General features: G+C 53.9%; 16 protein-coding genes and 2 tRNA genes. 3 read left to right on the top strand and 15 right to left on the bottom strand.

Features of this window, described 5'->3' with window-relative positions; genetic code table 11:
* Nucleotides 1–23: 23 nt before the first annotated feature.
* A complete protein-coding gene (locus tag LRA98_RS00385; protein WP_201167079.1) occupies nucleotides 24–401 on the bottom strand; it encodes a thiol-disulfide oxidoreductase DCC family protein in 378 nt (125 codons plus the stop codon).
* 202 nt (nucleotides 402–603) lie between these two features.
* On the opposite strand from LRA98_RS00385, the gene LRA98_RS00380 reads away from it, so the two are divergent.
* A complete protein-coding gene (locus LRA98_RS00380) occupies nucleotides 604–1146 on the top strand; it encodes a CIA30 family protein (protein WP_238632628.1) in 543 nt (180 codons plus the stop codon).
* 85 nt (nucleotides 1147–1231) lie between these two features.
* Here LRA98_RS00380 and LRA98_RS00375 read toward each other — a convergent pair.
* Nucleotides 1232–1307 (bottom strand) — tRNA-Ala (locus tag LRA98_RS00375).
* A gap of 63 nt (nucleotides 1308–1370) precedes the next feature.
* Nucleotides 1371–2789, bottom strand: coding sequence for a glutamate--tRNA ligase (gene gltX / locus LRA98_RS00370; RefSeq protein ID WP_238632629.1), 1419 nt, complete (start codon nucleotides 2787–2789; stop codon nucleotides 1371–1373).
* 121 nt (nucleotides 2790–2910) lie between these two features.
* On the opposite strand from gltX, the gene LRA98_RS00365 reads away from it, so the two are divergent.
* Both LRA98_RS00365 and LRA98_RS12960 read left to right on the top strand, forming a co-directional pair.
* Nucleotides 2911–2985, top strand: a tRNA-Val gene (locus LRA98_RS00365).
* Between the two features lie 205 nt (nucleotides 2986–3190).
* On the top strand, nucleotides 3191–3448 hold the full coding sequence (locus LRA98_RS12960; RefSeq protein WP_338018536.1) for a tyrosine-type recombinase/integrase: 258 nt from the start codon (nucleotides 3191–3193) through the stop codon (nucleotides 3446–3448).
* 140 nt (nucleotides 3449–3588) lie between these two features.
* On the opposite strand, the gene LRA98_RS00355 is transcribed toward LRA98_RS12960, so the two are convergent.
* From LRA98_RS00355 to LRA98_RS00300, 12 genes are all read right to left on the bottom strand, one after another.
* A complete protein-coding gene (locus LRA98_RS00355) occupies nucleotides 3589–4149 on the bottom strand; it encodes a porin family protein (RefSeq protein ID WP_238632631.1) in 561 nt (186 codons plus the stop codon).
* A gap of 123 nt (nucleotides 4150–4272) precedes the next feature.
* On the bottom strand, nucleotides 4273–5082 hold the full coding sequence (locus LRA98_RS00350) for a DUF7946 domain-containing protein (RefSeq protein ID WP_238632633.1): 810 nt from the start codon (nucleotides 5080–5082) through the stop codon (nucleotides 4273–4275).
* 150 nt (nucleotides 5083–5232) lie between these two features.
* The gene (locus LRA98_RS00345; protein WP_238632635.1) at nucleotides 5233–6096 is read right to left on the bottom strand and encodes a DUF2806 domain-containing protein; all 864 of its coding nucleotides are present in this window, start codon (nucleotides 6094–6096) and stop codon (nucleotides 5233–5235) included.
* A 77-nt stretch (nucleotides 6097–6173) separates the two neighbouring features.
* Nucleotides 6174–6980 carry a hypothetical protein gene (locus tag LRA98_RS00340; RefSeq protein WP_238632636.1) on the bottom strand — a complete coding sequence of 269 codons (807 nt, stop codon included), beginning with the start codon at nucleotides 6978–6980 and terminating at the stop codon, nucleotides 6174–6176.
* A gap of 73 nt (nucleotides 6981–7053) precedes the next feature.
* Nucleotides 7054–7554, bottom strand: a complete 501-nt coding sequence (locus LRA98_RS00335) for a hypothetical protein (RefSeq protein WP_238632638.1) — start codon at nucleotides 7552–7554, stop codon at nucleotides 7054–7056.
* A 799-nt stretch (nucleotides 7555–8353) separates the two neighbouring features.
* Nucleotides 8354–8602 (bottom strand): hypothetical protein, encoded by a 249-nt coding sequence (locus LRA98_RS00330; RefSeq protein WP_238632640.1) that lies wholly within the window; start codon nucleotides 8600–8602, stop codon nucleotides 8354–8356.
* Nucleotides 8603–9020: 418 nt separating this feature from the next.
* Complete coding sequence (locus tag LRA98_RS00325) at nucleotides 9021–9434, bottom strand: hypothetical protein (protein WP_238632642.1); 414 nt, start codon at nucleotides 9432–9434, stop codon at nucleotides 9021–9023.
* 111 nt (nucleotides 9435–9545) lie between these two features.
* Nucleotides 9546–10403, bottom strand: a complete 858-nt coding sequence (locus LRA98_RS00320; RefSeq protein WP_238632644.1) for a hypothetical protein — start codon at nucleotides 10401–10403, stop codon at nucleotides 9546–9548.
* Nucleotides 10404–10445: 42 nt separating this feature from the next.
* Nucleotides 10446–10880: a hypothetical protein gene (locus tag LRA98_RS00315; RefSeq protein ID WP_238632646.1), complete on the bottom strand. Its 435-nt coding sequence runs from the start codon at nucleotides 10878–10880 to the stop codon at nucleotides 10446–10448.
* Between the two features lie 126 nt (nucleotides 10881–11006).
* Entirely contained in the window at nucleotides 11007–11525 is a 519-nt protein-coding gene (locus LRA98_RS00310; protein WP_238632648.1) for a hypothetical protein, read from the bottom strand.
* Nucleotides 11526–11645: 120 nt separating this feature from the next.
* Nucleotides 11646–12569 carry a hypothetical protein gene (locus LRA98_RS00305; protein WP_238632650.1) on the bottom strand — a complete coding sequence of 308 codons (924 nt, stop codon included), beginning with the start codon at nucleotides 12567–12569 and terminating at the stop codon, nucleotides 11646–11648.
* A 1312-nt stretch (nucleotides 12570–13881) separates the two neighbouring features.
* Nucleotides 13882–14676, bottom strand: coding sequence for a hypothetical protein (locus LRA98_RS00300; protein ID WP_238632652.1), 795 nt, complete (start codon nucleotides 14674–14676; stop codon nucleotides 13882–13884).
* Nucleotides 14677–15179: the final 503 nt, after the last annotated feature.

Below are 15179 nucleotides of genomic sequence, written 5' to 3'. Positions count from 1 at the left end.
GGGTGCGGTCCAGGCCCCTGCGCCTAGCGGCAGTCCCCCTGTACCGAGCAGCTCCGGCTGTAGCGACGGCGTGCGTACCAATCGTAAAGCGGCTCCATGGGTCTGACCAGCCCCAGCCCGCGCACGACCCGCGACGCCCAACGCCAGTAGGGAAGATAGGACCAGACCAGGGCAAAGGCATCCACGCCGCTGCGCATCACGCCATCGGCGTCCCGGCAGTGGAAGCGCTGCATGGCCTGATCCCAGGTCAGCTCGGTGTCGTCGAGCGCCCCCGGTGCGTGCAGATCGCGCCACTCCACCGCCCCGGCGGTATCCAGGCGCTGATAGAGGCCGATCTCGCGGCTGCAGACAGGGCACTGCCCATCAAAGAATACGACCGGTCGTGTGGTGGATGCGGTCATCGTGGGCTCCTCTCCGTGTTTGTCTGGAACAATTCTAGATCGCAGCATAGCATCAGACAGCCCACAAAACACGGGGCATCTACCCTGCCGCCACGCCGAGGGCCGCCGGGCCACCCTGGCCATCGGCCACGCCCGCGGATAAGCTGAGATCACCATCGCGGACCACTGGCCCGCAGCCATCCAGCCCCGGAAGGAGCTCGCCATGTCCGGCACGGAATCACCCGCCGCCTATCTGCTCGACGACTTCACGGCCGCGGACGGCCGGGCGGCGATCGGCACCGCCTGGCAAGGGTTCACCGACCGGGTCATGGGCGGGCGCTCGGACATGCACGCCGGCATCGTCGAGACGGACCGGGGGCCAGCCCTCCGGCTCAGCGGCCAGGTCCGGCTCGAGAACAACGGCGGGTTCATCCAGAGCCGACTGCCCCTCGCCCCATCCGGTGAAAGCTTCGACGCCTCCGCCTGGTCGGGTTTCGGCGTCACCGTGCGCGGGACCCCGGGCCCCTACTACCTGCACGCGAGAAGCGCCGACACCCACCAACCGTGGCAGCACTACCGCGCCCCCTTGGCCGTCGCGGAAGACTGGCAGGAGGTCGTGGTCCCCTTTACGGCCTTCGAGCCGCGGGGGCTGCAGGCGGCGCTCGATCCGGCACGGCTCACATCGGTGGCCGTGGTGGCCTACGGGGCAGCGTTCGAGGCGCGGGTGGAGGTCGCCCGGCTGGAGCTCAGCGCGGCCCACCCTTGAGCCGCGGCGGGCGCCCGAAAAAAGAAAAGCCCCGAGCCGGAAACCGACTCGGGGCTTTGCGGAGGACTGTATCGCCCTGCTTGTTTGGTGGAGCCAGGCGGGATCGAACCGCCGACCTCCTGCATGCCATGCAGGCGCTCTCCCAGCTGAGCTATGGCCCCGTTGCGTTATGGGTGCGTATTCTAGGGATGGCTCCGGGGGTCGTCAACACCCCCTGGCGCCAATTACCCCACGTTCTCCCGAACCCACTCGACGGCCGCGCTGAGCCGTGCCACGGACTCCTCGCGCCCGAGCAGCTCCAGCGTGGCATCGATCGGCGGCGAGACGGCACCGCCGGAGACCGCCACCCGAATCGGCTGGGCCACCTTACCCATCTTCACCTCGAAGGCCTCGGCCGCCTCGGTGACCACCCCGTGGATCGACTCGGCATCCCAGCTCGGCAGCCCGACAAAGAGGTGCTGGCAGTGCTCGAGGATCTCGGCGGTGCCCTCCTTGAAGTTCTTGCGCGCGGCCTTCTCCTCGTAGGCCTCCGGACGACGGTAGAAGAACAGGCTGTTGTCGGCCATCTCCACCAGCGTCTTGGCGCGCTCCTGCTGTGTGCGCACCACCGCCTCCAGGGACGGCCCCTCGGCGGGGTCCACGCCCCGCTCCGCGAGGAACGGCCCCAGGTGGCGGGCGATGTGATTCGGCGCCGCGCGCATGATGTGCTGCTGGTTGAGCCACTGCAGCTTGGAGGGGTTGAAGGTCGACGCCGAGTGGTTGACGTCGTTGATGTCGAAGAGCTGGATCAGTTCCTCAACGCCGAAGACCTCCTGATCGCCGTGGGACCAGCCCAGCCGCACCAGGTAGTTGAGCAGCGCCTCGGGCAGATACCCCTCGTCGCGATACTGCAGCACGCTGACCGAGCCGTGGCGCTTGGAAAGGCGCTTGCCGTCCTCACCGAGGATCATCGGCACGTGGGCGAAGCGCGGCGGCTCGACCCCCAGGGCCTGATAGAGGTGAATCTGGCGCGGCGTGTTGTTCAGGTGGTCATCACCGCGGATGACATCCGTCACCCCCATCTCCAGGTCGTCGATCACCACGGTGAAGTTGTACGTCGGGGAGCCGTCGCCGCGGGCGATGACCAGATCATCGAGCTCCGAGTTGAGGAACTGGACCTTGCCGCGGATGGCGTCCTCCACCACCACGTGACCCTCCAGCGGCGTGCGGAAGCGGATCACCGGCTCATCGGCGACGTCCTCGGAGGGCGGCCCGTCCAGATCCCGGCACCGGCCGTCGTAGCGCGGCTTCTCCTTACGCGCCTGCTGCTCGGTGCGCAGCCGCTCTAGCCGATCCTTGGTGCAGTAGCAGTAGTACGCCTGCCCGGAGTCGAGCAGCGTCTGCAGGTGCTCGCGGTACCGATCGTAACGCTCGGTCTGGTAGAAGGGGCCCTCGTCGTAATCGAGCCCGAGCCAGGCCATGCCCTCGAGGATGGCGTTGACCGCCTCCGGCGTGGAGCGCTCGCGATCCGTGTCCTCGATCCGCAGCACGAACCGGCCCCCGTGACGGCGGGTGTGCAGCCAGGAGTAGAGAGCGGTCCGGGCACCGCCGATGTGCAGATAGCCTGTCGGGCTGGGCGCGAAACGCGTGCGGATCATGGTCATGGTGGCCTGTCTTCCTTCTTCTCCCCGTGCTGAAGGCGCGTATGCTACCAAATGCACCACCGCCCACGCGCCCCATTTGACGCAGGGAGACGGCGCCGGTAAACTGCGCAGCTCAAGAGTTGGGCGGCTAGCTCAGCGGGAGAGCACTGCCTTCACACGGCAGGGGTCGCTGGTTCGATCCCAGCGCCGCCCACCAATAAAATCAACGGCCTAGAGCCGTCTCCGAGTCGGAACCCTTCGCTTCACAGACCTTTGCAGGGGCTGAGGGAAGGGTTCGCTTTGCGTTCGGTGTGATCGAGGATCCCTTCCCTTTTGCATTCACCTGCAGAAGGAGGGCTCCGACGCCTTTCAGCATTGCGCCCCCCCACTCGGTTGATGCCATCCGCAACGCCTAGCGGCGCATCCTGACCCGGACCCGCAAGGCTTACCACGCCGACTGCCAGGCCCGCGGCGAGGAGCCTGACCCCGAGCTCTTCACCAACCCGACTTCCCACGACCTGCGCCATGAGGCCATCTCGCGCATGGCCGATCGGACCGGCTGGGACCCCAACCGCCTATCACAGTTCTCCGGCCACCGGAGCCTTTCGTCGCTGAAGCGGTATGTCCACAACAGCCGGCAACTGCTCATTGATGAACTGCGCTCGATCGGGGACCGGTGACAATCCTGCTCTGGCGGTCATCATGCCGCTAGGGCTCTCACCCTCTGGTCCTTCAGCCCAACGCCCAGCGTAACCGGCCGGCTTTACCCGAAGCGAACGCGCAGGGTGAAGCCGTCCGAGTTGACGCTGTTGTTAGAGATCTAGAAGTGAAACTTAACCCCGGCACTGATCGCCGACAAATCATATCCGCTTTCATCCAAGTACTGCGTGTACTCAACATTCAAGCCAATCTGTTCTGAGGGATAGAACTCGGCACCAAATCCGTACGATAGCCCACTATCAGTATCGGAGCCTGAAAACCCATTAGCCGAAAATGTGGCCTTTGCGTCTGTAAAACCGAACAAGCCATAAATAGACGCTGCTTCGCCCAGCGGGAGATGCCCCACAGCATAAAAGCCAAAAAGACGATCAAGCTCCACATCAACATCAACCGCCGGGCCAAATTCTTCAACACGTACCGTATCATCGGAAAGGCCAATACCGAGCCGCCCTTCGATCGCGATCTGGTTCGCAACAAAATACCCAAGGCGCCCAATCAATGCGGTAGGATTTGCATCGTCCGATATACCATCCTCATCGTATTTCAGCTGACTGAACGTAATCCCACCATAAGAAGTTCCTTGACTCATGGGGTTTGCCATCAAAACGGTCGGCAAAACGGCAAGGACAACAGCGACTGCTGATGTGAGGTGCATTTTCATCTTATTTCTCCTTCTGTGTTTGGATCTACTTGCCAACTCTAACGCTTGCCATAACCGGCGGCAAAAAACTACATAGCGAGGTACGAGCGGCGCAGTATTTTGGCGTCCGAGTTTATGGCTTTGTTAGCTTTGTATTTGCGATATACCATGTACAAGAAACCGTTTAATACTGCCTTTCGCTGAGACGACTCGCTGAACATCAAAAAATACTTTTCCGCCATGCTCTGCCTGTGCATGGTGCATTGACCAAGTTAATAGCTGCTTCTGTACCGTAGAAACATCATCAAGAACCTTGAATGACATTGTCCTATCCAGAGTGTCATCGTATAGTCTGCCACACCCAGATAAAATGTTGTATCGAGTTACATTACCGGAGATTCGGGCAATATCACTTTCGGTGTGTAAAGAAACACTCGCCAAAGTGTCTCTATTAAGTTGAATGATTTCTCCTGCTCGCGCCCGCTTTATTGAAACTACCATTTCATCATTTTGCCTGATAGGGCGATGAGCTTGTTCTAATGGTGACTCCAGAGCTTCTTCTATTTCGCCAATAAACGGCTCAATGCGCTCCTCTAATTTACGCACATGAGGGGTTTGGGGTTCATATGCTAAATCAAGCGTTTTTGACCATGTCCATTTCATTAGGTCGTAGAACGCCGCAGCAGCGATACTCGCGCCTATTGCTTCCTTGTTTGTAATTACGAAAGTTATCAGCTCCTCAAAACTGCCACGCCTAGGTGGAGAAATAAGAAGCCGACCACCTTCTATGCGATTGCCCTTCTTTCTGATTTCGCCTTCATTGAGCAAAGCATGACCGGTTATTGCCAAAGCCCTTGCAAAGCCCTGCAAGGATACAGATGCGTCATACATATCGAGCATTCCATGCTCCGCATCTCCGTAGTGATAACTGATTTTTATTGGTATTGATGTCATGACAATCCTTCGCTCATTGGAAAGCTAACGCAGAGGTAACCGGCGCCGGAGCGCCAGCGGAGGGAACCAAAAGCACCAAGCTTTTGGCGTCCGGTTGACCGCCTGGTTAGCGGTAGGCCCTCGAAGGAGCCACGATGGACCGCGGGCTCCTCATGTGGAAAGCGGCGTACTCACTACTAACCCGTTCTTGTGCCATTCCGCTACCACATAGTCATAGAAACTTTTATTCTTGCTAGCCCCACAAATCGGGGCCAGTTCTTTCCCCGCTTGGGTCAACAGTGCTTTACCGATTTGCAGTTCGTTGTTCTCATCCTTCGGAAACTCGATGTTTACAGGAGTACCAAAATAGAACACGGTGCCGTACTTACTGATCCCTTGCCTCTTGTAGCCTGAGATTGACTCGAAGGAAATGAGTCCGAGGGAGTCCAGATGCTTCAGGGAATCGAAATGGATACCTTGATCTTTGAAGACCTGGTGATGGACATCAAAAATTACGGGTGTGAGATCCCCAATCATCCAACAGAATTGGCAGAATCTAGTGAACAGGTGCGCATCTGGCTTATCGAGGGATGCAACCAGATCTACGGTACGCTTGGAGTAAGAACCGGGAGAGCTTGCTTCACCTGAAAGCAGCCTCGCCCATAACGACTGCATTTCGACGTCCGATACCGTGTCGCACTGCTTAAAGAAATGTGCAAGCCAATCCTCGTTGAGTTCTTCAGTGTCGGCATCTTCATCTAGCGATTCGGCTGCTTGTGCTGTTATTTCTTCTATATTTCTCTGCTTCCGCCCTTCTTGGTGCACCAGCCTATCGACCGCTCGCTGCTCGAGATCGTCTAGCTCTTTCGAAGCTAAATACTTGATCTTATCGGCTTCCGCCTCAGCTTCAGCGCGCTTCTTGATCCGCCTCGGCTCGTACAAGACTCCAACGGCGTTGGATACCTTCTCGATCAACACCGTAGCAGGGCGTGACAACTCGCCGATATTTATTAGTGGATTTCCGTCACTCACCACTCAGACCCCCCTGCTAACGCTTTGCTCACCGGAAAATTAGGAGCGCAGCGAGTAATTTTTCCGCGTGCAGCAACTTGTTAAAACCACCCCATGACTCGGCCAACTACGCCGCTGATGATTGCAAAAATCACCAGGAATGACCAAAGCCAATGCTCTTGGATATATTCAACAACCGCTTTGGGATGGGCTCCATACTTATCGCGCCAAGAAGCATTTGTTGCCAATGAACCATCTACAGTTCTCTCGACGATGTTGGCCATACAATCGACCTTGCGCAAAGTGGACTGATGCAATTTGACGTATTCACCATTATCAAATGCATCGGCCTCTTGCTTGCCCGTCAGTGCACTCTTATCAGTGATATCGTTCAGCTTGATGAGTTCGTGAAAACGCCCGAACTCGCCATGACTGACATACTCCCGGCCGAACAATGCGACCAGCGCCCTCGCAAGATCAAATTTCTTATCGTCGGGTACGACAAACGGCTCACCACCCAATACTTGGTATCTATGCTCAATTGCGGAGAAGCCATAGTTACCATCCCGCATATTCCAGTGGATAAAGTGAGAGGTCTGGCGATATTTTAAAAACTCAAAGAAATCGTCGAGCATTTCTTTTTCGAGTTCATCGTACCTTCCCGGTATGTTTGAAATCTTAACGCCCCTACGCTCAGCGATTTTATGAATAGAAAAGCTCTCAGTCTGTGCTGTTTTCAAATTACGTACAGCTATCGAGGTCACCCTAGGGGTTCGGCCATCTTTGATGTCGTAAAAAGATTCGCACGAATAGTGAATAACCAGTACATGCTCAGATTTTTCGTATAGGCTATCGAGCTCATCCCTCGTTTCTTTTCGCTTTTTGATGCGCCTTAATTCTGAGGACATTGGTGATCCCGATTGGTGGTTTTAACGAGTGCAGCAGGGGCGCGACGCCAGGAGCGTCCCTTGCCTGCACTGGTTATACATGTTGCAGAAGCACCGTGATCTCGATGCCTTCGTAAAATTTCATGTAAATTGCATGTCTATCTTGGTCGTCTGAGACCATGGAGTATGCAAAAATTCTGTCGTTTTCACCATGCCGCGGATAATTCTCGAATACCTTGCTTACCCGCTCCCCAGCTCTCTGTACGACCTCATTAGCTTGAACAGCATTAGGTGAATTAAGGGCTAATAGCTCATTTGTTATGACCTGATACCCACCTTGCCACTTTTTTCCGTACTGGTGGAAAAACAAGCCACAAGCAACTTGAAATATCGCGTTATGAAATCTTTTAAGATCTACCTTAAAGGATGCCGTCTGCTCCATTTTTCCATTTGGGTGTTGCAAGTAGATAGGAGAAAAGCCATCCATGAAACTCTTGTAAACATGCGGCTTGCGAGCGAAAGCTCGTAATACTTTTGAGGCAAAGTGGTTGCTCTTATCTTCGTTCCCACGGAAAGCACAAGCCAGCACAAACATCAGGTACTCATCATCCTTCGACTTGTGCGAATTATGTCGATCACAAGATGGGACCTTGATAAGGTTTTTTCTAAAGTCGACGCCTTTGGGTGAATCTTTCTTCTCCGGAAATATGCATTTTGGTGGAACATGTTCCCGGGAAGTTGAAGGGGCATCACACATGTAACACGTAACGCTCAAGGCTTCCCCCTTGTATAACGCTGCCAACACGCGCAGCTTTGGAGTGTAGGCGGAGCCGCAACGGAAAAGCTGTCGCTGTGCTTGGCCTGGTTAGAGGGCTTCACTCTACCCCTAGACTTCAAACTTAGCCTGCCTTCGCGCAACGAGTTCTAAGATCCAAAGTCCCGAAAGCACTCCAGCGCCGAGTGCCGCCGTTGCAAAAGCGCTCACCAAACCTGCACCAGTCCCCCAGAGCTCCGCTGCCAACAATCCTGCACCCGTGGCAAGCATTCCATAACCGGCCATATCGAAAAATTGCTCAGGCCGTGAGAAATCAAAAGGATTATGGCTCCAAGCCGGAGCTGATAACTTCAGCTTTGCGCTACGGAAAGGCAGAAAAACGCATAGTCCAATACAAACGATAACCGGAAAAAAGAGAAAACTAAGAGGAACAGCCTCCCAACCGACTGCGGCTTGTACAGAGGGGTCTGCGGGAGCAAGGGCTGAAGATATACCCGCAAACCCGATAATTACTGCCCTTACGACAGCCCAATGATTCATGCCGAACCTCTAACGCTTGGCTTTGCGGCGCGCCGGAGCGAAGCGTAGGTGCGTCCGACAACAGCCATTTGTTATAAATTTACTCAAACCAAGACTCGAAATATTTTGTGACCTTTTTATTGAAGGCATGAAATATGTGGCCGGACAAGTACATTAAACTTCCGAGAAAAGCCAGCACTCCGAAGACAGCGAACCCAGTTGCGTCTATTTCAGCACCACCCTCAACCAAATCCATTACTTTATTGAATTGTGGAGGCACGAAGGAGGTGAGAATTAGCAGGACTACTCCAGAAGCCATGCCGATCAGAAAGTGGCCAAACTTTTTCATTAGTTTTCCTTTCCCCGAAATACAAAGGATTTTCCAGCGATTAGCAACCGGTACCCACAAGATCGCCAAAACCCCAGACTAGTGTGCCCAAACATGCAATGGGTATTGCTACCCTGGTAGCCGTATGAGTTTCTTGGTCGGCGTAGAACGGCATGCTACGCAACGACCGCGTTCTTAGAATCGGCCAGTATTCCATTAACAGCGCCACAACAATAATTATGGAGCCACTGCGAGAAAACCAAGTCCAGTCAGTTGCTTGATAGCTCAAAACGGCAAATGCCGCAGCGATTGCAATGGAAACGAAAAGCGTGAGCCAGTGCCTCATTGGAAGCGCCTCGATTTATAACGCTGGCAGCATGCGCGCATTTGGAATGGAGCCGAAGGCGGAATGTAAAGTGCGTCGCCGTGCCTGCGATTGTTATGCAAGGCCTCGGACTACCTGAGAAATCTCAGGGAGTATTCGAAGCTTGTCTCTCCAATCATGACTCTTAAGTTCCTGGCCAATCTCGGTCTTTTCATAAACCTCGTATTCCCGCAATGGTAGTGGAATGAATGCACCACCGAAAACTGGGGAGCTGATTTCTTCAACTTGGTCTGCAGTTATATCGAAGATCTTTCCTCCTGCCTCTAACCAAAAGTGCATTCCATGTCCTGGTCTATCAGCTTTTACAACCATAACTTCCATGCTGGGATGCGCATCTTTTAGAACATACCCCAGCACCAATGACGCATTTTCACAGCAGTTTTTGGGAAAGCTGTGCAGAAATGGGAGGTCAAGGGTTTCTCTATGAGCTTCCAAGTAAGCTCTTGTTTCTTCAGCGAGATGGTTCATCGACTCATTCATTTTTTATGCATAACGCCTGAGCTCAGGTGCGTTTGAGGCGACGCGCACTTTTCGATAGCAAAAGTGCGTGGCGGGTCAAACGTCACCTGCAGCGATTTGTTAGCCGGCAACTGCACTGACGTTCTCACAGACCGACACTCCGAGCATGTTTCTAAGACCGACCAATGAACGAGGAAAGTTTCCGCCAAGTGCGAGAACTGCCCTAGCGTTCTGGGGCTTCCGCTCCACAGACTGCCGAGCATCCAACACCGCAACATACTTGATGCACTGGTATAGCCCTCTGACGATGTCGGCCTCCCCGGACGAAGCAGGCTTAACCTCAACTGCGATTTGCTCAGAACCCTTTTGAAAAAGCACATCTATTGAGTCACCGGACGGCAACGGATGCTCCTCCTCACCGTTTCCGAAAGCTGCGGAAATCCCCACTGATTCTGGGTGTGTGGAGATGAACTCTTTTAGCGCTTTATGCTCGGGCCCCTCGCCGCCATACCCCCAGGCTGCTTTAGTTTGGAGATTGTTGAAATCTGACGCATCTGGTTTGAGGCCGAAATATTTGAGCACTTCAAGCCAGTGCTTGTAGGAGTAAATTTTTATCAGCTCTGCTTGAACCACCTGCCGCTTCTGCTTCATTGGCAGTTTTTTGTACGTCTTTAGATCGCTCAAAAACCACGCAATTCCCTCGCCTGGCAGGCGGGTGGTCTTGTTCACAACCAAGCACTGAACAGGCGGGACTTCTTCCTCCCATTCCTCGGCAAGATTGCCAAGGGCAGTGCCGATGCTTCCGAGGACATAGTTCAGATTGCGTGGATTTGGCATTGCCAATTCATCTGCAAGATCCTCATACGTGATCGGAGTACCAGCAAGCGCCTGCCTTACAAGAATTGGCAAGGCCTTACGCGCTCGTTGCTGATACAGCTTGTCACCAGATAGCGGTTCTGCGATTTTGGCTGTCTCCATATCTTTCCCTTTGACGGCTAACGCGAAGCTGAGCCGCGCGCTTTAGCGCGTCGGCTCCAGCAACTTGTTGGGCTCCAATTCTATTCCTGCGGCCTCGAAACGAGCGAACGGGTCGCCCTTCCCGAAAACCCACCCCTCCGGCATGGAGGTTTTATGAGCTAGATTGAGACGATCCGCTTCCTCTTCCGTGATGTGTACTATCCAGAGGTATTGGAGTAGGCGCTCCTTGACGTCCTCAACATCAGCGCCATTATCTAGCATATTCATGCACTCGTCCCGGATAAGGACTCGTGGAACAGCATGCTCCCTGTACGACCCGCCGCTCACGGAGCGGCCCCAAAGGACAAGCCCGTCATTGATAACTGGTACCTGAAAGATTCGAGTATCCATGCCGGCTCCTTCTTCCCAGTGATCATAGATCAACTGAGCAATTCTGAGCATCCGGCGTGCCCGCACCTCTTCTTTATTGTAGGTCAAGGTGTACTTCCTAGTTCACATTTCAGCCCAACGTTTAGCTGAGGCGCGTCACAACAATCGCCAATTGCTGGTCACGACGTGTGCCGACGTCGCCTCGGGCGACTTGTTGGGTGACGAACGTACCGACTATCCGAACAACGTCTTGGACAAAGCTTGAGATGAGCCATTCGACTCTCCCTTCTTAGCGTTCAGCAGCCCGACAACATGCAAATCTCGAAGAAATTTGGTTTCTTTGCTGTTAATTAAATCAGGGTTACGCTCGATAGCCGCCGCTATTAGCCACTTTTCGAGAAAGTTTAGCGACGCGAGGGGCTGAGACGGGCGCTTGCGCAGCTTCCCTCCCGGTGTCCGTGCAGGAACAACAAAAATTACTGGCGTCCCCTTGGAATCCAAATCGTTGTACTTACCACGATTCTCTGCATTCAGTGCCTCATTTGCCATTGGCGATTTGCAGGCTTGTCCGACGTACCATGGCTTGCACCCTTGCCCCGCTCGTTTGGCGAATACGTAACAGCCGCAAGACGTCGACAACCCCTCTTCCTTCGCTTCTAGTTGTTCTTTGAAGTCGTCCAATGATCTCTTGTTTATTATGTTCTTTGCGCCATTACGTTTTATCTCGAATGGGCCGATTACATCGAAGTTCATTCCCCCTCCCCTATTTCGCCACTCGGCGTACTAGATAGCCGCCAGTCCGCCGCCCAACGCCCAGCTTAACCCGCCGGCTTCGGAGTGGCAGCGAAGAAGCCGGTCGGGTTGAAGCTGTTGTTATGCCTCGTCTTCTCCACCATATGATAAATACTCGTTATCGACGATAGACATAAATTCCAAGCGTTCCCGCACGTTCTCTACCTCGGTGTAGAGTTCGTCAATCTCTCCCTCTACATAGGGAAGATACGCATCGTTTAACAGTGCCTGTATGTAGTTTGGCACCATCGCCGGGTCAAGATCCAAGGCTTCGAACGACCGGAGTAGCTCAACGTGATCACCAGAGGCCTTTTCGCTCATAAGGTAGTGCAGCAACTCCTTTTTCTTGATGTCTTCATCGAGAAAATCCAAGCGCTCCCCATAGAAGACCTTCAGCGCCTTGGCGTCTCCCCTCATCTCAGTGGTATAAATATTCAATTCGCGAGCACGCCGTCTGACAACCGCAAAGACTTCATCGCAAATCTTCTTGACCACCTTCCCGACGAACTTGCGAATCTGGTTGGTGTTCCGAATCGGAGTAAATTCGCTCTCCAGGTCAAGCTGAATCTTCAGGTGTTTGGCCAAGAATCGTAGAAATTCCAATTTTTCCTGGTAAATATTTGGGACCGCACTAAGGGAATAACGCCCGTAGCGATGTGATTCATAGAACTTCGAAAGCAGCGACAAAAACTCTCGATGAATACCGGCCAAGGCGAGACTTCTTTGTGCATCAACCCGGTTGGCCAAGTCAATTGTGCTGTGAGAGATCAGACTTTCTTCAAACTGCTCAATATCAATCTGATCGGTATGTTCGATCAGAATGATTGCCACCTTCAGAAGACGCTCGAGCCCAATAGAGAGGTTGTACAACACCTCGAAGCTATCGACGGGATGATTCAGCGTCGGAAGTTCGTGCAGCGACCTTATTCCGTTGTAGATAAAGGTTCCAGATGCATCAAGTTCCATGCCGAGCGCAAAGTTTTTCCACCATTCCTCTGGGGTCATGACATACCTACCTCAGGAGGCATAACGATCAAGCTCAGCCGCGGCGAACCAGAGCGGAGCGGAGGGTTGACCGTGGGCTGCAGCGCATTGTTATGTTTGTATTTCACCGATCGTTGTTGTGTTGCCATATTTGAATGTGTACGAAGGGTGATAGCTTTTCACGAACCCGTCCCCGTTGGGAGTAGCCTGTAATATCGAAAAACTTCTTGGCGCTATACGCGACAGTGCGAATAGAAATTCTAGTCTCGCTAATCGCACGAGACGGATCAATTCCGCCCTTAATACATCGTTGTTCTCAGAATAACCTCCAGACGCCACAATGACTGGAGCATGGCAGAACCTGATATCAGCATCTTTGGCGAACATCTTGGGATGACTTGAGTACGCTGCGATCTGATCTACAGCGTCAGCCGAATCTTGGTTCTTTAGGTTAAAAAGATTGTGCAACCTGATAGCCCCACCGGAGAAATGAGCTGAGAATAGCGTCATGACATCACGCATAAGCCGGTCCACGGAGAACTGCACGTACTTTTCGCCGTCTTTCGGGCTGACAAAAAATGGTAGATCCTTATCCCGGAGCCAGTCCGTTTGGTCCGATTCGTTAAGAGGTAGCGCGCTACCCGGGTTCAAGAGAACAAAGCTGGCACGGAACTCCCACGAGTCGCCGAACTGAAGAATAGTTTGGTCACGAAAGGATGCTCCGCCGTGACAATCCGAATACCACCGGGCAAAGCACTTCACAGACACCTCCGAATATCGTGGCGAAGATAACAGTGATTATATGGAATGTACCTCGTGTTTTCTCGCATCGACTTCCATTGGGGCATTTCGGTATCCGAACCTAGCGACCTGTCCGAGGTAAATTGGGAGAAAACCGCCAATGCCGTCATTCGACTCGTACTGATATACGTGGCGACACTCGTGGGATACAAGCCGAGTCGTCTCATGACCATCGACTATGAACACTCCGTAGCCGAGCGTCAGACCAATCATTCCAGGGCCAAGCATCCCGGTTTCTTCCGCTGCTGCACGTAGCTGGGGGTCGCCGGGCCTAGGCAAGCTGTCAACTGCTAGGATTCGAACCGATTCTGGCACCATGACGCCTACGTGGCGGGCGACGCCAATCATCTTGTCGGAGAGCGGCTGTCCGTTCTCCAATGCGTGCGCCTGTTGTTGCTCCGCCCATTCCACGGCCTTGGGGAGTAGCCGTGGTAGTTCTGACTCGAGGTCCATTGCTAGCAGTCCACATAACGCCTGGGCTCAGCCGCCGGTTTGGAGCGCCAGCGGAGAACCGGTCGGCTGAAGCCCCTGGTTAAGCGCTACGCTCAGATTCGCCTTCCTGAGCTTGAAGTTTTTCGACTGCCTCGAGGATTTGATTCGCTTGCCTAACATTCTCATCGTTAGCCCTTGAACCTTCCAAAAGGCTCTTAAGTTCCCGAAGCAGATAATTTTCAAGCTCATCGACAAATAAATGAAACATCTCATGGCCAAACCTATCGATGTTATCCGATTGATGAGGTAATGCGGTCTTTATAATCGATTTTATCTGCTCATGGTCGATCAATCTGGACGCGTCCCGGAGGCCATTTTGCAGCATTACCATTTTTACTACGTAGTGTCCTAGTATTCCTTGATACGCCGCAAAGTACGCCCACGCCATCGGCGTAATAAATGGTCGGGATTTGCTAGCTTCAGGAGTTAAAAGACAATTTTTGTCAAAGTTGGCCCCCATCGTTTCAAATATTTGGCGCAGTTGTGGATTTTCTGCGGCGGCTTCAGCGGTATTCTCGAACTTAAATACTGCAATTTGTTTTGCAATGTTTTTCGCGGGCGCCATTTGGACTATTCCGCCCCAAACTTGATCAACCGCAGTCACTTGGCGCTGATAAAGAACTGACTGCCGATTCACGACTCCAGACAACGCGCCACTGCGCAATGCCTCAATTTGCTTTTGTTTTCGGCCCAGTTCGTCTCTCAACGTTTCTATTTTGACGTCATATTCATGCCTCACCGCGTTCGTCAATCTAGCGGCGATAAGATTTCTTGAGAACCAGACCACAAGCGCAAACAATGATGTTGTTGTAAATGCCGGTAGCCATTCAACCATTATTCACATGACTCCAAATAAGCGCTTAACAGTGGTATCGACAGATTCTGTGTATCCCGGTTGGGCCTGATTCTGTATATCCCGCAACGCGGAGATGAGGCGATTGCGGCGGTGCTCCGGTGCCGTAAGTACGAACTGCCTGGCACCAAGCAAGCCAGGGCAACGGAGACACTTGGAAGGCGCGCAGCGGCGGTTCTGGGAGCGGTACGTCCAAGGGGTACATCCATCGGCACGGCGTTCCCGGAGGCAGATCGCCGCCTACCGGCCTCATGCGCGGGGGGCTATCGACACGCATGGTGGTGAAGCACGTTGTGGTTTCTGTGCCGCTGGGGTCGGCGCTGCCCCCGAGGTTTCGGGGCTGAAGGCGAGATCCATCAAACGACCGTCCTTGTTTCCTGATTGCGCCGCTGGCTGGCCCGGTGCCTCTGCCGACGCAAGATGTCCTTAATTGACTACGGTATCGCCTCGCACCCAACCCCGCAATGCATGCGGCCTCAACCGTT

The organism is Halorhodospira sp. M38, assembly GCF_022227985.1.
Taxonomy (GTDB): Bacteria; Pseudomonadota; Gammaproteobacteria; order Nitrococcales; family Halorhodospiraceae; genus Halorhodospira; species Halorhodospira halophila_A.
Note: the sequence above shows the minus strand (reverse complement) of the source record. Positions and strands in the feature narration are given on the sequence as shown.